The organism is Micromonospora sp. NPDC047557, from assembly GCF_043205095.1.
Taxonomy (GTDB): domain Bacteria; phylum Actinomycetota; class Actinomycetes; order Mycobacteriales; family Micromonosporaceae; genus Micromonospora.
In genome coordinates this window covers 125,669-144,316 of sequence record NZ_JBIDDK010000016.1, presented here as the reverse complement: position 1 = coordinate 144,316, position 18,648 = coordinate 125,669, and the positions used below count along the sequence as shown (strand labels likewise).

Annotated in this window: 15 protein-coding genes; 7 read left to right on the top strand and 8 right to left on the bottom strand. The window is 73.4% G+C overall.

Annotated elements, in window-relative coordinates; genetic code table 11:
• Positions 1 to 6: 6 nt before the first annotated feature.
• On the top strand, positions 7 to 1,170 hold the full coding sequence (locus ACGGAQ_RS28415) for a DUF58 domain-containing protein (RefSeq protein ID WP_393054412.1): 1,164 nt from the start codon (positions 7 to 9) through the stop codon (positions 1,168 to 1,170).
• Positions 1,146 to 3,671 (top strand): transglutaminaseTgpA domain-containing protein, encoded by a 2,526-nt coding sequence (locus tag ACGGAQ_RS28410; protein WP_393054410.1) that lies wholly within the window; start codon positions 1,146 to 1,148, stop codon positions 3,669 to 3,671. Before ACGGAQ_RS28415 ends, ACGGAQ_RS28410 begins: the two co-directional genes overlap by 25 nt.
• Before the next feature lie 19 nt (positions 3,672 to 3,690).
• On the opposite strand, the gene ACGGAQ_RS28405 is transcribed toward ACGGAQ_RS28410, so the two are convergent.
• On the bottom strand, positions 3,691 to 4,251 hold the full coding sequence (locus ACGGAQ_RS28405; protein WP_393054408.1) for a hypothetical protein: 561 nt from the start codon (positions 4,249 to 4,251) through the stop codon (positions 3,691 to 3,693).
• Positions 4,238 to 5,341 (bottom strand): hypothetical protein, encoded by a 1,104-nt coding sequence (locus tag ACGGAQ_RS28400; RefSeq protein ID WP_393054406.1) that lies wholly within the window; start codon positions 5,339 to 5,341, stop codon positions 4,238 to 4,240. Before ACGGAQ_RS28400 ends, ACGGAQ_RS28405 begins: the two co-directional genes overlap by 14 nt.
• Positions 5,342 to 5,477: 136 nt before the next feature.
• On the opposite strand from ACGGAQ_RS28400, the gene ACGGAQ_RS28395 reads away from it, so the two are divergent.
• Positions 5,478 to 6,281: a class I SAM-dependent methyltransferase gene (locus tag ACGGAQ_RS28395; RefSeq protein WP_393054404.1), complete on the top strand. Its 804-nt coding sequence runs from the start codon at positions 5,478 to 5,480 to the stop codon at positions 6,279 to 6,281.
• Between the two features lie 23 nt (positions 6,282 to 6,304).
• On the opposite strand, the gene ACGGAQ_RS28390 is transcribed toward ACGGAQ_RS28395, so the two are convergent.
• Together ACGGAQ_RS28390 and ACGGAQ_RS28385 are read right to left on the bottom strand one after the other, a co-directional pair.
• Entirely contained in the window at positions 6,305 to 7,096 is a 792-nt protein-coding gene (locus ACGGAQ_RS28390) for an SDR family oxidoreductase (protein WP_354858542.1), read from the bottom strand.
• Entirely contained in the window at positions 7,093 to 8,076 is a 984-nt protein-coding gene (locus ACGGAQ_RS28385; RefSeq protein WP_393054458.1) for an LLM class F420-dependent oxidoreductase, read from the bottom strand. The genes ACGGAQ_RS28390 and ACGGAQ_RS28385 overlap by 4 nt, the downstream gene beginning before the upstream one ends.
• Before the next feature lie 154 nt (positions 8,077 to 8,230).
• Here ACGGAQ_RS28385 and ACGGAQ_RS28380 point away from each other — a divergent pair, with 154 nt between their 5' ends.
• Positions 8,231 to 9,448, top strand: a complete 1,218-nt coding sequence (locus tag ACGGAQ_RS28380; RefSeq protein WP_393054402.1) for a low temperature requirement protein A — start codon at positions 8,231 to 8,233, stop codon at positions 9,446 to 9,448.
• Positions 9,449 to 9,486: 38 nt separating this feature from the next.
• Entirely contained in the window at positions 9,487 to 10,347 is an 861-nt protein-coding gene (locus tag ACGGAQ_RS28375; protein ID WP_393054400.1) for a DUF1028 domain-containing protein, read from the top strand.
• A 15-nt stretch (positions 10,348 to 10,362) separates the two neighbouring features.
• Here the strand turns inward: ACGGAQ_RS28375 and ACGGAQ_RS28370 are convergent, their stop codons facing one another.
• Both ACGGAQ_RS28370 and ACGGAQ_RS28365 read right to left on the bottom strand, forming a co-directional pair.
• Complete coding sequence (locus ACGGAQ_RS28370) at positions 10,363 to 11,043, bottom strand: maleylpyruvate isomerase N-terminal domain-containing protein (protein WP_393054456.1); 681 nt, start codon at positions 11,041 to 11,043, stop codon at positions 10,363 to 10,365.
• On the bottom strand, positions 11,040 to 11,927 hold the full coding sequence (locus ACGGAQ_RS28365; protein ID WP_393054398.1) for a phosphatase PAP2 family protein: 888 nt from the start codon (positions 11,925 to 11,927) through the stop codon (positions 11,040 to 11,042). Before ACGGAQ_RS28365 ends, ACGGAQ_RS28370 begins: the two co-directional genes overlap by 4 nt.
• 185 nt (positions 11,928 to 12,112) lie before the next feature.
• Here ACGGAQ_RS28365 and ACGGAQ_RS28360 point away from each other — a divergent pair, with 185 nt between their 5' ends.
• Positions 12,113 to 12,775, top strand: a complete 663-nt coding sequence (locus ACGGAQ_RS28360; RefSeq protein WP_393054454.1) for a DUF3159 domain-containing protein — start codon at positions 12,113 to 12,115, stop codon at positions 12,773 to 12,775.
• Between the two features lie 283 nt (positions 12,776 to 13,058).
• Here the strand turns inward: ACGGAQ_RS28360 and ACGGAQ_RS28355 are convergent, their stop codons facing one another.
• A complete protein-coding gene (locus tag ACGGAQ_RS28355; protein ID WP_393054397.1) occupies positions 13,059 to 15,965 on the bottom strand; it encodes a glycoside hydrolase family 48 protein in 2,907 nt (968 codons plus the stop codon).
• Positions 15,966 to 16,810: 845 nt separating this feature from the next.
• On the opposite strand from ACGGAQ_RS28355, the gene ACGGAQ_RS28350 reads away from it, so the two are divergent.
• Positions 16,811 to 18,154 carry a GH1 family beta-glucosidase gene (locus ACGGAQ_RS28350; protein WP_393054395.1) on the top strand — a complete coding sequence of 448 codons (1,344 nt, stop codon included), beginning with the start codon at positions 16,811 to 16,813 and terminating at the stop codon, positions 18,152 to 18,154.
• Positions 18,155 to 18,233: 79 nt separating this feature from the next.
• Here the strand turns inward: ACGGAQ_RS28350 and ACGGAQ_RS28345 are convergent, their stop codons facing one another.
• The gene (locus ACGGAQ_RS28345; protein ID WP_197281421.1) at positions 18,234 to 18,647 is read right to left on the bottom strand and encodes a roadblock/LC7 domain-containing protein; all 414 of its coding nucleotides are present in this window, start codon (positions 18,645 to 18,647) and stop codon (positions 18,234 to 18,236) included.
• Position 18,648: the final 1 nt, after the last annotated feature.

The window sequence follows — 18,648 nt, the reverse complement described above, 5'->3', positions numbered from 1 at the left end:
AGCGCCATGGGGATCACCGCCCGCGGAATCGGGCTGCTCGTCGCCGCCGTCGTCCTGCTCGGCCTGGGGTTCCGCTTCGCGTACCCCGAGTTGACGTTGCTCGGCGCGGCGGCCGGCGCGGCCGTCGGCTACGCGGCGCTGACCGCGGCCTGGCGGCCCCGACTGGTGGTCGGCCGCCGGGCGGACCCGGACCGGGTCGCGCGCGGGGAGCCGGCGAGCATGACGCTGACCGTCCGCAACGCCGGCCGGCTGCGCTCGGCGAACCTGCTGGCCGAGGACCGGTGCGGGAGCAGTGCCGTGCCGGTGCCGCTGCTGCGCCTGCGGCCCGGTCGGGACACCGAGGTCCGCTACGACGTGCCGACCGACCGTCGCGGGGTGGTGCCGGTCGGTCCGCTGCGGGTGACCCGGCGCGACCCGTTGGGTCTGGTGGCGCTGGCCCGCCCGTACGGCGAGACGACACCGGTCTGGGTGCATCCCCGGATCCATCCGCTCACGGCGGTGCCCACCGGCGCGGGGCGCAGCCTCGACGGCCGGGTGGACGGTGTGCCGCACGGGTCGATCACGTTCGACTCGCTGCGGGAGTACGTGGTGGGTGACGAGCTGCGTCGGGTGCACTGGCGCACGAGCGCCCGGGTCGGCGAGCTGATGGTGCGCGAGAACGTGGACACCAGCCTGCCCCGCCTGGTCGTCCTCCTGGACAACCGCTCCGCCGCGCACCCGCAGCGGTCCGGCGAGGTGGCCGAGTCGTTCGAGTCCGCGTGTGAAGCGGCGGCGTCGGTCGTCACTGCCGCGCACCGCGCGGACCTGCCGGTGTTGATGCTGCTGGTCGGCCCGGAGCTGATCGAGCGCGGCCCGGCGGGGGACGCCGAGATCGGGCCCCTGGACCGGCTCGCCGCCGCCGACCTGTCCGACGAGGACGACGCGTTGCGCGCCGTCACCACCCGGCTGCGCCAGGACCGGCTCGGCGACACGCTGATCTTCCTGACCGGCCCCGGTGGGCGGGACGGGTTGGGACATGTCGGCGCGCTGCGCGGCGCGTACCCGTCGGTGGTGGTCGGGGTGTTCGGCGCGGCCGAGCCGACGCCCGCGGGCACGGCCGGCCTGGTGGTGGTCGACGCGGTGGACGGCGCGCAGTTCGCCGCCGAGTGGGACGGGGTACGCCGGTGGTGACGGGCATCGCGCCGCAGGAGGAGACGGCGGCCCCTCGACAGGCGCCGGTGGCCGGCGGCCCGAGCGCCGCAGGGCGGGTGGTACGCGCGCTGCGGGCGGCAGTCGTGCCGCTGGCGCTGATCACGCTCACCGCGCTCGCCGGGGTCGTGCTCGGCCGGGTGTACGCGGGCGACCTGCTGACCCGGCTGGTGATCGGCGCGGCGGTGGGCTCGGTGCTGGTCAGCGTCGCCGCCCGACGGCTGCCGTCCTGGCTGGTCGCACCGGTGTCGGTGGCGGCGTTGGCCGGGTGGACACTGTGGTCGTTGCGGCTGGCCGCCGCCCGCGCCGACCTGCCGGGCAGCCTGCTGGAGGTGAGCGCGGACGCGGCACGCAACGGCATTCCCCGACTGCTCACCGCGATGATTCCGGTGGAGCCCACACCGGACACCGTGCTGGTCCCGGTGGTGGCGGCGTGGCTGGCCGGTCTGGCCGGGGCGGAGGTGGCGCTGCGCACCGGCCGGGTGCTGCTCGGCTACCTGCCGGCGGCAGGGCTCTACGCCGCGGCCCTCTACGTGGTCGGCCCGAACGCCGAACCGGCGATCGGGACGACCGTTGCCTTCGTCGCGGTCGCGGCGGTCGGGCTCGCCGCGCCGACGGGTACGCCGCCGGCCGGCGGTGACCCGACGGCCGGTCTCGCCCCGGGGATGCGCGCGGCGGTACGACTTCGGCTGGCGGCCTCGGCGGCGCTCGGCGTCGCGCTGGTGATCGGCCTGGTCGCGCTGCTCGGCCCGGTGGTCGCCGGTCAGGTCGACGGGCGGCCGGTGGACCCGCGCCGGTACGTGGAGCCACCGCAGGTGCAGACGCTCGACGAGAACCCGCTGATCCGGATCTCCGGGTGGGCGCTGCGCCCGGAGCAGAAGCTCCTCGACGTGAGCACGGTGGGCGCCACCCCACCGGCCGGCGGAGCGGACGACCCGACGGCGACCGGCGGCGCGGACGACCCGAAGGCGGGCCGCAGCGTACAGATCCGGTTGGCGGTGCTCAGCGACTACGACGGGATCACCTGGCGGGTCGGTGCGACGTACCGCAACGCGGGGCGGATCCTGCCGGCCACCGCGCCGGCCCGGGACAGCACGGTGCAGACCGTTCGGCAGGAGATCACCGTGGCGGAGCTGAGCGGCCGGCTGCTCCCGGCCGTGGCGACGCCGCGCGAGGTCAGCGGGGCGCGGGTGGCGTACGACCCGGCGACGGGGACGCTGATCAGGCCGGAGGGACTGACGCCGGGGCTGCGGTACACGGTGACGTCGGCGCGGGAGCGCCCGGACAACAACCTGCTGGCCACCGCGAACGTGCCAGCCGGCGCGGAGGTGGCCCGGGTGTTGCGGGTCGCCGACGGGGTGCCCGACCCGATGCGCCGGTTGGCGGCACAGCTCGCCGAGGAGAACGGCGCCCCGTACGCGCGGGCGGTGGCGATCGAGCAGTTCCTGGCCGAGCACTACCGGGTGGTGGCCGACGCGCCGAGCGGGCACGCGTACCCGAACCTGGCCTTCTTCCTCTTCGGTCCGCGCAACGGGGGCGGGCAGCGGGGAACGTCTGAGCAGTTCGCGGCGGCGTTCGCGGTGCTCGGCCGGCTCTCCGGTCTGCCGACGAGGGTGGTGGTCGGCTTCTCCTGCAGTGGGCAGGGGCCGGTGCGGGCCGGTGACGCGTACGCCTGGCCGGAGGTGCTCTTCGACGGGTTGGGGTGGGTGGCGTTCGACCCGCTGCCCCGCCCGGAGAACGAGCCGAGGCCGGTGGAGGAGGACTTCCGCCCGACCCCGGAGGACCCGCCGCCGTCGGAGGCGCCGGCGCCCACCGTGGAGCCGACCGCCTCGCCGGAGCCGGTGGCCGCCCCCGACGGGCCGCCCGCACGAGGTGGCGTGTCCACGCCGGTGCTGGTCGCGGGCGGCAGCGGTGGTCTGCTGCTCGTGGTGGGGGCGCTGCTGCTCACCCTGTTGGCGATGCGTCGCTCCCTCACCCGCAAGCGACTGGCGGGGGGTGACCCCAACCAGCGCATCGCCGGCGCCTGGCGGGAGGTCACCGACGCGTTGCGACTGGCCGGCCGCCCGGTCGGCGACGACCTGGCGGCGACCGAGGTGGCCGCGCAGGCCCGACAGACCCTGGCCGACGCCCGAGCAGCCACGACCAGAGCCGGCACGGCCAGCGGCGGCGCGAACGGCAGCCGCGCACCCGGAGGCGGCGCCACCGGCAGCGGCACGACCGACGGTGACGCGACCGGCGGCGGGGTGCCCGGCGACGAGCCGGGCGTCGACGAGCTGGCGACCCTGCTCAATCAGGTGGGTTTCGCCCCCGGCGCCGCGGCGGCCGATCAGGCGGCCCGTGCCGCCGAGGTGGCCACGGTCTACATCGCCAACCTGCGCGCGGCCCGCCCCTGGTGGCGCCGCCTGCTCTGGTCCGTGCACCCCTCCCCCCTCCACCAGGCCCGCCGGTCCCCCCACTCCCATCCCCGCCGTCCCCCGCGGTGATCAAGAGGTTCGTGTCATCTCAGGACCCGTTCCTGACCCGAACCTCTTGATCACCGGTGGCGGATCGGGGGGATCGGAGCCGGGCGCGGCGGCCGTAGTCGGCGGCCACGGCTATCACCAGAGGGCCCCAGGCGACCAGCGGGAGGTAGTACCGCAGCACGTCCCAGCCCGGCGGGGTGTGCGCCGGTTCGTCGTGCCCTATCCCCACCCAGCCGCGGTCCACGACGTGGAACGTCCTGTTCAGCAGCAGGTACAGGCAGATGGCGACGAGCAACGAACCGCCGACCACCGCGACGAGCACGACCGGGCGTGCCGGGATCGAACGTCTCCCGAACAGCGGCACCCAGTGCGGCACCTGCTGCCCCCAGCGGTGCACCAGCCCGAGTGTCGACAGGGCCAGCCCCATCGACAGGACGGACAGAAAGATCATGTACCACGTGGTGACGGTGTCGTCGGTGAACACGAGGGACAGTCGCCAGATCGCGGACGGCAGGACGCAGAGCGGGACGGCGTACGCGGCCCAGACGGCCCAGGGCGCGGGAGCGGCAGCCCAGGTACGGCCGGGGTCAGTGGGTTTCATGAGCGCTCCGATCGTTGCGGGCCGACGTCGTCGACGCGTCGGCCGTGGTTGGTTCGAACGGCGGCTCGCGCCGACCGGCTGATGGTCGCGGCGCATGACCGATGAGGCCGGTGGCCAGGGCATAGCCGGTGGTCGTGACGCCCAGTGACACTCCCCAGGCGAGGAACACCGTCAGCGTGGCGGCCACCGCCCACCCCTGCACCACGTCCGACCAGGGCAGGTCACCCGTCACCAGCCGACCGACGAACACCGCGACGCTCAGCACGCCGTAGGCGACCAGCGCGAGCGCCACCACCCCGGCCGGGATCACCGCCAGCAACCGGGGAACTCCTCGACCACCCAGTCCCGGCACCCAGCGCGGGAACTGCTGCCCCCACCGCTGCACCAACCCGAGGACGAGCAGGCCGGCGAGCGGCGGGACGACGGTGATCGCCACGCCCGTCAACGTCGACAGGTCCTGGTCGATGTCGTTCAGTTCCCGCTCGGAAATGCCGAACGGAACGTCGAGCACCCAGAGCGCGTGCGGCACGGCCCAGCCGACCACCGGCAGAGCGACGGCCGTGTACGCCCAGAGTCGCGTCCACCGCGGCACCGGCTGGTAGCCGAGGGCCGCCGGTCGGCGCGGCGGACCGGATGCGTTCGCCAGCCCGGCGAACAGCACGCCACCGGCCACCAGCGTGAGCCGGGCGCCGAGGTCACGCCAGTCCGACGGACGCCCCGCCAACGCCGCCGGGATCTCGAAGAGCAGGTGCAGGGGGAACGCGACCACCAGCAGGAACGCGGCGGCGGTCCAACTGGCCGCGACGGCGGGGCGGCGGCCAGGGAACCGGACCGCGGACACCACCACCATCGCGAGGGCGATGCCGATCCCCACCGCTCCCCATCCCGCCCAGAACGGCAGCGCCTCGACGCGGTCGGCGCCGCAACCACCCGCCGGATCGACGAGAGCGGTGCGGTCGCAGGCGGTGTACCCCCACCGGCCGCCCGCGATCCAATAGAGACGCAGGGCCGTCGCACCGACGACGAAGACACCGCAGGCCACCGCCCATCGCCGCACCGGGTCGATCGCCGTGGATCCACTGACATTCATGCACCGATGATCTGCGGGCCGGACGCGCGCCTCCTCCCCGGCAGCGGTGAATGCGCTCCCGCAGCCGAGGGATCGGCCGCACGCCGGCGCGGAAACACGGTGGCGGCGGGTACGGCGTAACGACGAGCATCAGGGGGTGGATCAGCACACGAGCGAGATCGTCGACTACTACACGCTGCGCTACCGCGAGGACCAGCGGCTGTCCGCCCGCCCGCAGGCACGACTGGAGTGGATCCGCACCATGCAGCTCCTGCGGGATCTCCTGCCCGGACCGGGTGCCCGTGTGCTGGACATCGGTGGAGGCACCGGCGAGTACGCGAGGGCCCTCGCCGTTGCCGGTTACGAGGTCCGTCTCGTCGACCTGGTGCCGAGTCACGTCGCGCAGGCACGCGGCGGGCAGCCACCCGTCGAGGCACGGGTCGCCGACGCGCGAGCGCTTCCCGACGCCGATGACGCGTACGACGCCGCGCTGCTCCTGGGGCCGCTCTACCACCTGGTGGGCCGTGCCGACCGGCTACAGGCGCTACGGGAGGCCGTCCGGGTCACCCGCCCCGGCGGTCCCGTCGTGGCCGCCGCCATCTCACGTTTCGCCGGTCCGCTGGACTTCGCCGCCACCGGACGCCTCGACGAGCGGCTGCTCGACGAGGCCAGGAGCCTGCTGACCGACGGCACCAACGATCCACGCACCGGCTTCACCCACGCGTACTTCCATCGCGTCGAGGAGATCACCGACGAGTGTTCGGCGGCAGGGCTGACCGACGTCGTCGTACACGGGGTGGAGGGCCCGGCGTGGACGGCGGCGGAGGCCGCGGCAGGTGGGCCGGCGCAGGACACGGTCTTCTCCGCGGCATTGGATCTGGCCCGCGTCTACAGCACCGAGCCGGCGCTGATCGGATCGAGCGCGCACCTCCTGGCCGCCGGTCGCGTTCCGGTCCGCTAGAACGAATGTCAAGCGCTAGAGCGTCAGGCGGTCAGTCGGCGGACCAGCTTGCGGAGGCCGGCCTGCCAGCCGTCCGGGTCCTCGGCGCGGCGGCGGGCGTAGTCGGCGACCTCGGGGTGCGGCAGGATCAGGAACCGCTCCTCGGCCAGCCCGGCGATTGTCGCCTCGGCGACCTGGTCCGGGGTGAGCACCGCCCCGGAGGCGGCGATCACCCGGGCGCCCAGGTGGCCCTCGACGATGCCGTCGGCGAGCATCGGGGTGTCCACACCCTGCGGGCAGAGGGCGCTGACCCGGATGCCCCGGTCCCGGTAGGTGATGGCGAGCCACTCGGCGAAGCCCACCGACGCGTGCTTCGTCGCGGTGTACGCGGCGTCGCCCACCGCGGTCAGCACGCCCGCCGCCGAGCAGGTGTGCAACAGGTGACCGCCGCCGCGGGCGAGCATGCCGGGCAGCACCGCGCGGGCCGAGTAGACGTGGGCGAGAACGTTGACCCGCCAGGCGCGATCCCAGGCCGCGTCGTCGACCTCGATTCCCCCGCCGGTGGTCACTCCCGCGTTGGCGCAGAACAGGTCGATGCGGCCGAAGCGACGCTCGGTGTCGTCGACGAGCGCGCGGACCTGGGCCTCGTCGGTGACGTCGAGGGCGGCGGCGTGCGCCACCGGGCCGATGCCCTCGGCCACCGCGTGCGCCGCCTCGGCGTCCAGGTCGGCGACGACCACCGCGGCGGCGCCCTCGGCGGCGAAGCGCCGTGACAGTGCCGCCCCGATGCCGCCGGCGCCGCCGGTGACCACCGCGATCCGGTCGGTCAGATTCACTGGGACGCTCCCACGGGCTCGGTGCCCAACCGGGCGATGAGGGTCATCAGCGCGGCGGAGCTGCCGGCGGTCACCTCGGGGGTGGGCAGCAGCGCGAGGACCGGCACGTCCACGCCGGCGTCGGCGTAGCGGCGGACCTGGGCTCGGCACCGCTCCGGCGAGCCGTGCAGCACCAGGGCGTCGACCACCTCGTCGGGCACCGCCGCGCTGGCGGCACGCCGGTCCCCCGCGGCCCAGGCCTCCCACATCGGCGCCAGCGCCTCGGTGCGGCCGAGCCAGCGATGGAATTCGGCGTACGCCGGCACGGGGAGGTAGCTGGTGATCAGCCGGCGGCCGAGCGTGCGGGCGTACGCGGCGTCCTCGGTGGGGCAGACGAAGATCCGGGCGGCTACCTCGAAGCCGGCGCGCCGCTCGCCCAACTCGGCGAGGGTCCGCGGCACGTCGTCGGCGCTGAGCCAGTTGAGGATGACCCCGTCGGCCTCGGCGCCGGCGAGTCGGAGCATGCCCGGGCGCAGCGCGGCGAGCAGGATCGGCGGCGGCACCGCCGGTGGCCGTTCGAGGGTGAACCGACGCACCGTGAAGGTGTCGTAGACCTCGTCCACCGTCTCACCGCGCAGCGCCGCGCGCAGGAACCGCAGGACGTCGCGGGTACGTCGGAACGGCTCGTCGAACCGCACCGCGTTCCAGTCCCGCACGAGCACCGGCGAGGACGCGCCGATGCCGAGCGCGAACCGGCCCGGGGCCGCCTCGGCGAGCGCCGCCGCGCTCATGGCGAGCAGCCCGGGGCCGCGGGTGAAGACCGGGGTGATCGCGGTGCCCAGCCGCAGCCGCGGCTGCCACGCCGCGGCGAGGGCCAGCGGGGTGAACGCGTCGGTCCCGGCGACCTCGGAGGACCACACGTCGGTGAACCCGGCGCGATCGAGGGTCTCGTAGACCGCCTGGTGATCGGCCAGCGGGATCCCGCCCAACGGCACCGTCATGCCCCATCGATTCGTCACCGACCGATCGTGCCCGTTGACGGGGCCTGCGAGCAAGATCCCCGAAGTGGGCAGAATCGCCGGTTCGCGGGCGCGCGTGCCGGCCGGGGTGCTACGACTTCGAGGTGGACCGGAGCACCGGCGCAGGCCGCTGACCATGGGTTCCAGGGCTGCGGGACACCTGGAGCCGGTCCCGGCGGCGACCCCGCCCGGTCGCGCCACGTTCCTGGAACTCTTCTTCGACCTGGTCTACGTCTTCGCGCTCACCCGGATCTCCGCGCGTGCGTTCGAGGACCTGACCGAGAGCCCGGCGCAGCTGGGCTGGCCGGCGGTCACCGGCAGCGGCAAGACGCTGCTGTTGCTGCTGGCGCTCTGGGCGGTCTGGCAGGGCACCGCGTGGACGACCAGCCGCTACGACCCGTACCGGGCACCGCTGCAGACCGTGGTGTTGACCGCGCTCGTGGGCAGCATGGTGATGGGGGTCGCGATCCCCCGGGCGTTCAGCGAGACCGGGCTGACGTTCGCGACGGCGTACGTCGTCGCGCAGGTGACTCGGCCGTTGATCCTGTCGATCGCGTTGGGACCGCACCCGTACCGCCGGTTGAAGGTGCGGATGACAGTGGTGTTCGCCGTCAGCGGGGTGTTCTGGATCGGTGGGGCGTTGCTGCCCACCAACGGGCAGGTGATGCTCTGGGCGCTGGCGCTGCTCATCGAGTACCTGGCGGCGCGGTGCGGCTGGCCGGTGCCGGGCCTGGGCCGGTCGACGGTCTCGAAGTGGGAGATCGCCGGGGAGCACCTGGCCGAGCGGTACCAGCAGTTCTTCCTCGTGGCGCTGGGCGAGACGATCCTGGTGGCCGGTTTCGCGTACAGCAAGGGCCCGTACGAGTCGGGGCACGTATGGGCCTTCGCGCTCTCGGTGGCCACGTCGATCATGCTGTGGCGGATCTACGTCCAGCGCGCCGGGCAGATCCTGGGCGAGGCCGTGATGACGGCCCGTCACCCGGCGAACATCGGCCGCTCGGCGGCCGACACGCACCTGGTGATGGTGGTCGGCCTGGCCGCCACTGCGGTCGGCTACGAGCTGATCATCGATCATCCGCTGGGCCATGCCCCGGGGGCGTGGCTGGCCATGGTGCTCGGCGGACCCGCGCTGTTCCTGGCCGGCCGGGCCCGTTTCGAGTACGAGGTGTTCGGGCGGGTCTCCCCGTCGCGGTGGATCGCCATCCTGGCGCTGGCGGCGGTGGCCGTACCGCTGCTGTTCCTGCCGGGGCTGGCCGCCTTGGCCGCCGGAGTGCTCGTGCTGGGCGGCGTCGCGGTCGCCGACGCCCGCCGGGCGCGTGGCGCGCCGCCGGAGGCCGCCGCGACGCCGTTCTGACCGTCGGCGTACGCCCAACAGCCGGTTAGTCTCGGCGGGTGACCTTCTCCCTCGTCGCCCGCTCCGCCGACGGCCGCCGCCACGGCGTCGTCGTGGCCAGCAAGTTCCTCGCCGCCGGGGCGCTGGTACCGGCCGCGCAGGCCGAGGTCGGCGCGCTGGCCACCCAGGCGCACGTCAACCTCGCCTATCGCCCGCAGGGTCTGACGTTGCTCCGCACCGGGGTGGCCGCCGCCGACGTGGTGGCCGGCCTGATCGCCGCCGACGCCGAGCGGGAGCACCGGCAACTCGGCGTGGTGGGCGTCAGCGGCCCGGGTGCGAGCTGGACCGGGCCGGCCTGCCACCCGTGGGCCGGTGGGCGGACCGGCGACGGCTGGGCCGCCCAGGGCAACATCCTCACCGGCCCGGAGGTCGTCGACGCGCTGGGCGACGCGTGGCTGGCCTCCTCGGCGCTGCCGTTCGCCGAGCGGCTGGTCGCGGCGCTGCGCGCCGGTGACGAGGCCGGCGGGGACCGGCGCGGCCGGCAGAGCGCCGGCCTGCTGGTGGTCGAGCGCGGCGGCGGGTACGGCGGCACCAGCGACGTGCTGATCGACCTGCGGGTGGACGACCATCCGGACCCGGTCACCGAGCTGGGTCGGCTGCTGGCCGTGCACACCATGCTGTTCAGCCGACCCGACCCGGCGACCCTGCTCGACCTGAGCGGCGCGGTCGCCGACGAGGTGGCGACGTTGCTCACCGCGCTCGGTCACCCGGTCGGCGCCGGGACGGAGGCGGCGCTGGTCTCCTGGGCAGGGCTGGAGAACCTGGAGGAGCGGTTGGTGCCGGGGCGCATCGATCCGGTGGTGCTCACGCACCTGCGGGGCGTCGCCCCGCACGTTCCCGCGCCCCGTCCGGCGAGCTGACCGGCCGGGCCGGGGTCAGCGGCCGAAGGCGAGCCAGCGGAAGCTGGCGGCGTCGATCGCGGCCCGTTCCTGCGCGGTCAACGCCGCACGTCCGGTGGTCTTGCGGATCAGGGCCAGCCGGTCCCAGCCCAACGCGGCCGGCGCGGGTCGCCCTGCGGTGAGCAGGTCGGCGATCACCGCGGCCGCGCGCGGGGTGAGCCACGGCGGGCGGTCCAGCGCCGCCGCCAGGTCCAGGCCGTGCACGCCCACCTCGACCACCCGGGTCCGCAGGAACTCGGTGAGGAGCATCGCGTCGCCGTGCCGGGTCCGGACCACTCGATCGGGCGGGGCCACGGCGACCGCCGCGTCGGCCGCCCGCCAGGCCCGCTCGAACCCGGTCGCCAACGCCTCCCGGTGCACCTGCAACGCGTCGCGGCGGCCGCCTGCGATGCGGTCGGCGTCCACCTGCGGGGTGAACTTCGCCGCGCCGAAGTAGCGGGCGGCGTCCACCTCGGCGCGCGGCGGGGCGGGGGCGGCGAGCACGTCGGCCAGCCGTCCGGCGCCGGTGCGCACGTGCGCGAGCAACTCCCGGACGGTCCACGGCGGGCAGGGGGTGGGCCGGTCGAGGTCGACGTCGTCCACCTCGGCCAGGATCTCGGTGAGCCGTACGCACTCGGCACGGAACGCCGCGCGAACCGGGTCCACCGACCGACTCAGCCCTTGACCCGGGGCACCAGACGGTGCACGACGGTCAGCACCAGCGCCATCACCAGCGCCATCGTGCCGGCGATGCCGGCGGCGCTGCCCGCGTACCCGACGAAGAGCGGGCGGCGGCTCAGCTCGTCCGGGCCGGTGCCGCGCAGGTCGACCAACCAGGACAGCGCCAACCCGCTGGCGATCAGCGCGAGGACGCCGGCCACCCCGAGCACCAGGGCGGCGATCCGGTGCGCGTCGCCGGGGGCGACCTCGGCCTGTTCCCGTTGGGTGATCAGCAGGAGCAGCCCGGCCAGCGCCGCCCACACACCCACCACGAGGTACGCGGCGACCGCGTCGCTGGGCCGGTGCCAGCCGGCGGAGAGGGTCGCCACCCCGGCGAGGGCGGCGTACCCGGCGCCGAGGAAGGCGCCGACCGCGCGCACCTTGCGGGGCAGCACGAGCATCAGCGCGATCGCGACCGACGCGGCCACCGCCGTGTGCCCACTGGGCAGACTGTTGCCGACGGCGGCGCGCTCCGGGTCGACGCCGTAGTCCGGCCGGCTCAGCCCGTACTTGAGCAGTTGGGTGGAGACGTTCGCGCCGGCGATCAGCAGTGTCGCGGTGATGGCCAGGGCGATCCGACCCCGGATGAGCGCAATGAAGCCGATCACCGCGGTGGCGGCCAGCAGGGACACCACCGACATCGCGTTGAGGATCCGGTCGACGGGGCCGTCAATGCGGTCCTGCCCGATCCGGTTGCCGGTCAGGGCGACCGTGTCGACCCACTGGCCGATCTCGGTGTGCACGGCCACCCGCCAGACGGCAAGGAAGGCGGCCGCCTGGACGAGCGCCAGTACGACCAACCAGACCGCGGTCCAACCCCGTGCCGTCGCGCGCATCCGCACACCGTAGCGGCCGGCTCCGGCCGGTCGGCCGGTGGCCCACCGGCTCCCGGCGGTTAGGTTGAGGCGGAGGCGAGGAGGTGGCGGTGGGCGGCACACCGGAGCGGGAGTCCGGCCAGGTCGAGCCCGGCCCGGACCGGGCGCCGACGGCCGGTCGGCAGGCCGGCGGGGCGGCCCCGGCCGAGTCCCTGGCGGACCTGCTGGGCGGGCGGCGGGGCGCGGTGGACGCCACCCTGCCGCCGGTGGCGTTCGCGCTGGGCTGGCTGATCGGCGGCGAGTCGCTGTGGGCCGGGGTGGGCGCGGCGCTCGCCGTGGGCGTCGTGGTGGCCGGCGTACGGCTGCGGCGGGGTGACCGGCCGCGCTCGGTGCTGATCGGGCTGCTCGCCGTCTGCGTCGCGGCGCTCATCGCGGTGCGGACCGGCCGGGCCGAGAATTTCTTTCTGATCCAGTTGCTGTCGAACGCCGCCAGCGCGCTGGCCTGGGCCGTGAGCATCGTGGTGCGCTGGCCGCTGCTCGGCGTGCTGGTCGGCGCGGCGCTGGGCCAGCGGGCCCGGTGGCGGCGGGACCCGGCGCTGCTGCGCGGGTACGGCCGGGCGAGTTGGGTGTGGACGGCGACCTATGTGGTGCGGGTGGCGGTGTTCGTCCCGCTGTACCTGAGTGGACAGGTGCTCGCGCTCGTGGTGGCCCGGATCGCGTTGACCTGGCCGCTGGTCGCGGCGGCGCTTGCGGTGAGTTGGGTGGTGCTGCGCCGGTCGTTGCCGGCCGGGCACCCGGGGCTGCGTCACCCGGTCACCGGCGACCCGGACATCCGGCCCGACGAGCCGGCCGGGAAGGGGCCCCGGCGGGCATAAAAGTGGAGAGGCCGCCACGGGGGGAGCGGCCTCTCCGGTGACGTACGTTACTCCGTCATCCTCATTGGTGTGATCCCGCGACAGCCCGAATTTCTGGGCTTTTTTGCGGCAGTCTTCAGTCCGGGCGGTGGGGTGGGCCGGTCGACCCGCTGCGTTGGCCGGATGACCGGCCCACCCCGGCCTGACCGTGGGTGTCAGGCCGTCCGCCGGCCGGGTCCCATCGTTCCCCCGGACCCGGCCGAACCCCGGGGTGGGCGGGGCACTCCACCCACCCCGGTCGCTCTCAGCCGTTCGGGAACAGGGTCCCGTAGTCGGCGTAAGCCATGGCCACGTCGGCCTGCGCCCAGAAGCGGTGGTAGTTGAAGCTGGGCTCCGCACCACCGTTCAGGTACGCCTGCACCTTGGGCCAGTCCGGGTCCTGCTTGTAGAAGGACCGGATGTCGAGGAAGCTCTTGCCGGCGGCGATGGCGTCGCCGTTGGGCATCTTCCCGGTCCAGCCCGGCGGGACATAGAGGCCCTGCCCGCTGGAGGCGTCGTAGACGTCGTCGAAGCGCTTGTAGTCGCCACGCGTCTCGGTGGTGGAGACGCCCTTCGAGTCACTGGCGGCGGAGAGCGCGTCCAGCAGGCCCTTGGCGGTGGTCTTCGCCGCCGCGTTGCCCGACTTGGCCGCGTACGCGATCAGGGTCCGGGCGTAGGAGGCGGCGACGCCGACGTCCTGGCCCTTGCTGATCACCTCGACGTGCAGGTTGGTGTTGGGCTGCGGGCTGGACGGGTTCCAGGTGGTCGGCTGACCGGTCCACTTCAGGTCCGACGGGATCGACCAGTTGGTGCCGACCGTCGTGTTGGCGATCGCCCACGGCACCCACTTGTCCAGCAGCGCCTTGGCCTTCGCGTTGCCGGTCTGCAGGTACAGATCGGCGACCCGCTGCATCGACCACGCCTGCATGCCGAACCACTGGTTCGACGGCGGGTCGTTGTAGACCGGGTCGACGTCGTAGAACATGCCGTAGAAGGTGCTGGTGCCCGACGGCGGCTGGGCGTAGCTGCCGTCCCAGCTGTTGGTCGCGCCGCCGGCGATGCCGCCCTCGGACGACTGCAGCCAGGTGTAGAACTCCAGCTGCCGGTCGAAGCTCTTGGTCCAGTCGGCGACCGCTGTCGACGACTGCGGCTTGAGCTCCGGCGTGTTGGTCAGCGCCCAGGCCGCGAACGGGTTCTGGTAGCCGAAGTGGTTGTGGCTGGAGCCGATCCGCCAGGACCAGTTCTGGCTGGCGTCGTACGCGCCGCCCCAGGCGTAGTACCAGGACAGCAGGTAGTGCGCCGAGTCCTTGCCGCTGCCGGCGGGGCAGGTGCTGGCCCCGACGCAGTTGCCGATCTTCTTGAAGTACTTGTCGAACATCGCGTACCGCAGGTAGTCGCCCATCTTGGCGGCCTTGGCCACGGTGGCGGCGACGTCGGCCTGCTTGCCCTGCGCCTTGGCCCAGGTCAGCGCCCAGTACGCGGCCTGCACGGCACGGGCGTCGGCATCCGGGGCGTTGGTGTACTTCCACTGCTTGGCGGGAGCGCCGGTGTCCTTGACGAACAGGTCGAGGTAACCGTACTGACCGCCGTGCTTGAAGGTGTCGCAGGACGGCTGCGGGACGGTCTCCCACACCGACTCCTGGGTGCCCCGCTGGAAGGTGTTGATGTACGCCGGCTTGGTGGTGCCGTCACCGCAGCGGCCGAAGCCGTAGGTGTTGTCGACGTCCATCAGCCAGTGCATGCCGTAGATGTCGCCGGTGCCGTAGGTGGACTGCAGCTCCGAGCGCAGCGGGTCCTGCCCGACCGGGATGTTCGGGTTCAGGGCCGAGGGGTACTGGCTCGGCAGGTTGTACTCCGCGGCGTACTGCGGGGTGCCGGCGGAGCCCGCGGTGGGCTGGTCGGCGTGCGACGGGATGATGTACTTCTCCATCACCGTCCAGGCGTTGTTGAACGGCGCCCAGTTCTGGGTGACGCGACCGTACTGGGCCTCCAGCCAGATCCAGAAGCTGAACGCCTCCGAGGTGGTCTCGTGGCCGTGGTCGGGCGCCTCGACGATAAGCGTCTCGACCGAGTGGTACGGCACGCCCTCGGGGCTGAAGTAGCCCGAGTTCTTGATCTTGCCGTACTGGTCGAGGAACTTCTTGATGTAGGCGTTGTCGCCGCCGGGGGTGTCGTTGTCGATCTCGGTGGCGGCGACCGCCAGGGACGCGAGACCGGTGGCGGACGCGGTGATGGTGGCGGTGCCGCCGACGGTGTCGGTGTCCTCCGCCGCGGCGACCGTGACGGTGACCCCGGTGTTCCAGTTGGTCGGCGTCAGCGTGACGCTGGTCGGCGAGACCGTGACGTCGGTGTCTCCGCTGGGGGTGAGGGTGACCGGCACGCTTGTCGTCGGCGCGGCGCTGAGCTTGAGGTTGAAGGTGGACGTACCACCCTCGTTGACGCTCACCGCGGACGGCGTGGCGATCAGCGTCGGGCCGCTGGCGGCGCCGACGGTGAACGACTTCTCGGCGACCCCGATGCCGTTGGCGTTGTCGTACGCCTTGGCCTGCACCGTGTAGTTGCCGGCCGGCAGGTCCTCCTGCGTGTACGCGTACGGCGCAGTGGTGTCGGTGTTGATCAGCAGGCCGTTGCGGTAGAACTCGACCTTGCTGATCGTCCCGTCCGGGTCGCTGGCCGTGGCGGTCAGCGGCACGTCGGCCGGGGCGGTGAACGGCCCGCTCGGCAGGGCGAGGGAGACCGTGGGCGGCTGGTTGGCCGGGGTGCCGTTGCAGGGGGTGCCGTTCAGGGTGAACGAGGTGGGCTTCGGGTTGCTCCCCGTGTGGGAGCCGTTGAAGCCGATGGTGGTGGAGGCCCCGGTGCCGAGGTTGCCGTTGTACGACTCGTTGGTCGCGGTGACCTCACTGCCGGACTGGCTGAACCTGGCCGACCAGCCCTGGGTGACCCGCTGGCCGCTGTTCGGGAAGGTCCACTTGAGCGACCAGCTGCTGATCGGGTCGCCGAGGTTCTTGATGGTCACGTTGGCCGTGAACCCGGTGTTCCAGTCGTTGGTCGCGTAGACCACGTCGCAGGCCGGTGCGGCCTGCGCGGCGCCGGCGGGCAGGGTCACCCCGCCGATGGCGAGCGCGGCGGCGGCGAGGATCGCCACTCGGCGGCGTCGTGCCAGTTGTCTCATGTGCGCGGTGTCTCCTCGGACCAGGCCGGGATGGTCCCCGGCGTGGCGCCTGCCCGCGGGTGGTGGTGGTACGCGGGGGATTCGAGGCGCCGGAAAGGTGGTCGCCCCGGGCCCGGCCGGGGTGCGGCGGTGCGGCCCGCGCGGGAGGGGGTCCCGCCGGCTGCGTTCGGGTGCCGTGACCGGAAGTCGTACTGCCGGCTGCCCTCGGCGGACCCGCGCCCACGCGATCTGGCTCCTGTCGCGTTGAATCGACAGTGTGCCATGGAAGCGCTCCCACGACAAGCGCACGGGAGGCAGGATCACCCAGTTGTTTCGATCTCGTTTTGGGTCTTTCACAAAGGCGTGACGGGCGTTACAGTCGCAACATCGGTCGATGGGAGCGCTTCCATCGACAAAGGTTCCAACTGGAAGATCACCGGGTCCGTCCTCGTGGCGGCCCCGGGGAACCAACCCGAAGGCCGACGGCGGGCCAGCCCGGACGCCGCCGTCAGCCATCATCCCGCCACAGGGAGGGAGGTGGAACCAGAGCCACTCGCGTGGCCCGGCTCCCGCGCGACACGCACGGCAGGACCCAAATTCCGCCCGTGTGTGTGCAGTTACGGTGGGGACGGGGGTTGCCCTCCCCCGTCCCCACACTAAACCCCCGTACACAATGGGAAAAGAGGCCGACGGGACAGGCGCCAAGCGCCGCCCGGTCGGCCTCGTTCGCTGTCCGGGGCCCTCACCCGCCTCGACCCGCCATGTCCGGCCGCCGTGACGGCCGGCTCACGGGGCCGGCCGCTCCTGGCCTATTCTGGGAGCGCTCCCGAATCTCGGCGGCGGCCCCGTATCCACGAGGAGAATCCATGTCGATACCTACCGGGCCCGCCGGCCCGCTGCGCTTTCCCCGCGACTTCGGCTGGGGCGCGGCCACCTCCGCTTACCAGGTCGAGGGCGCTACCAAGGAGGACGGCCGCGGCGAGTCGGTCTGGGACACCTTCAGTCGTGTCCCCGGGCGTACCCGCAACGGCGACACCGGCGACGTGGCCGCAGACCACTACCACCGGTACGCCGAAGACCTCGACCTGATGCGCGACCTGGGTCTGCGCAGCTACCGCTTCTCCATCTCCTGGCCCCGCGTCCAGCCCGACGGCACCGGCGCGCCCAACCAGCGCGGGCTCGACTTCTACCGCCGCCTCCTGGACGGCCTGCACGAGCGCGGCATCGCCCCGATGGCCACCCTGTTCCACTGGGACCTGCCGCAGGCGTTGCAGGACGCCGACGGCTGGGAGTCCCGCGACACCGCCCACCGCTTCGCCGACTACGCCGACGCGGTCTTCACCGCCCTCGGTGACCGGGTGCCGGTCTGGCTCACCATCAACGAGCCCAAGACCGTCGTACAGAACGGCTATCTCATGGGCCACCACGCGCCCGGCCGGCAGGACCCGGACGCCGCCTACCTCGTCGCCCACCACCTGCAACTGGCCCACGGCCTCGCGGTCCGGGCGCTGCGCGCCACCAACGGCACCGGCCGGATCGGCCCCGCGCTCAACCTACACCCCTGCTACCCCACCGACGACTCCCCCGAGGCCGCCGCCGCCGCCCAGCTCTACGACGGCTATGAGAACCGCCTCTACCTCGACTCGCTGCTCAAGGGCAGCTACCCGCAGGACGTGCTGGCCGACCTGGGCCCGCAGAGCCGGATGGTTCGCGGCATCCGCGACGGCGACCTGGCGGTGATCTCGTCCCCGGTCGACCTGCTGGCCGTGCAGTACTACACGCCCATCTACGTCACCGCCGACGGCAGCACCGAACGCCGGTGGCCGACCTCCGAGGCCGGTTGGCAGCAGATCTACCCCGACGGGATGTACGACATCCTGACCCGGGTCACCCGCGACTACGGCCCGATCCCGCTCACCGTCACCGAGAACGGCCTGCCCACCCCCGACACCCTGGCCGCCGACGACACCGTCGACGACAGCGGCCGGATCACCTTCCTGCGCGACCACCTGGCCGCCGCGCACCGCGCCATCAGCGCCGGAGTGCCGCTGGAGAGCTTCCACGTGTGGTCGATGCTCGACAACTTCGAGTGGGACGAAGGGTACGACCAACGCTGGGGCCTGGTCTACGTGGACTACGCCACCCAGCGCCGGGTGCTCAAGCGCAGCGCCCACTGGTACCGCTCCGTCATCGCCGAGGGCGGTTTCTGAGCGGGCCGCCCGGACGGCCGGGCCCGGACGGCTCGGCTCCGGGTGAGCCGGTGACCGTCCGGGTCACGGTCGGCAACGTTCAGCGGGGCAGCGCCTGCTGCAACTCCGCCCGCAGGGCAGGGGTGAGCATCTCCCCCGCCTGCTTCGCCAGCCGGGCCATCTCGTAGCCCACCACGCCGATGTCCGCGTCGCCGGCCGCGAGCGTGGCCAGGATCGAACCGTCGCGTACCTGCATCACGAGGAAGTAGCCCCGGCCCATCTCGACCACCGTTTGCTTGACGATGTCGCCGTCGAACATCTGCGCCGCGCCCGCCGTGATGCTCATCAGCCCGGACGTCACCGCGGCGAGCTTGTCCGCGTGGTCGCGGGGCAGATGGTCGGAGATCGCCACCAGCAGCCCGTCGGAGGAGACCACCACCGCGTGCGCCACACCCGGCACCCGCTCTGCGAACGCGCTCACCAGCCAGCTCAGGTCACGTGCCTCCTGGCTCAAC

What these genes read in the sequence shown, in the direction of transcription:
- ACGGAQ_RS28380 (WP_393054402.1), top strand. Translation starts at nt 8,231, where the DNA reads ATGGGTTCCAGGGCTGCGGGACACCTGGAGCCGGTCCCGGCGGCGACC.
- ACGGAQ_RS28400 (WP_393054406.1), bottom strand. Translation starts at nt 5,341, where the DNA reads ATGAATGTCAGTGGATCCACGGCGATCGACCCGGTGCGGCGATGGGCG.
- ACGGAQ_RS28355 (WP_393054397.1), bottom strand. Translation starts at nt 15,965, where the DNA reads ATGAGACAACTGGCACGACGCCGCCGAGTGGCGATCCTCGCCGCCGCC.
- ACGGAQ_RS28350 (WP_393054395.1), top strand. Translation starts at nt 16,811, where the DNA reads ATGTCGATACCTACCGGGCCCGCCGGCCCGCTGCGCTTTCCCCGCGAC.
- ACGGAQ_RS28405 (WP_393054408.1), bottom strand. Translation starts at nt 4,251, where the DNA reads ATGAAACCCACTGACCCCGGCCGTACCTGGGCTGCCGCTCCCGCGCCC.
- ACGGAQ_RS28415 (WP_393054412.1), top strand. Translation starts at nt 7, where the DNA reads ATGGGGATCACCGCCCGCGGAATCGGGCTGCTCGTCGCCGCCGTCGTC.
- ACGGAQ_RS28385 (WP_393054458.1), bottom strand. Translation starts at nt 8,076, where the DNA reads ATGACGGTGCCGTTGGGCGGGATCCCGCTGGCCGATCACCAGGCGGTC.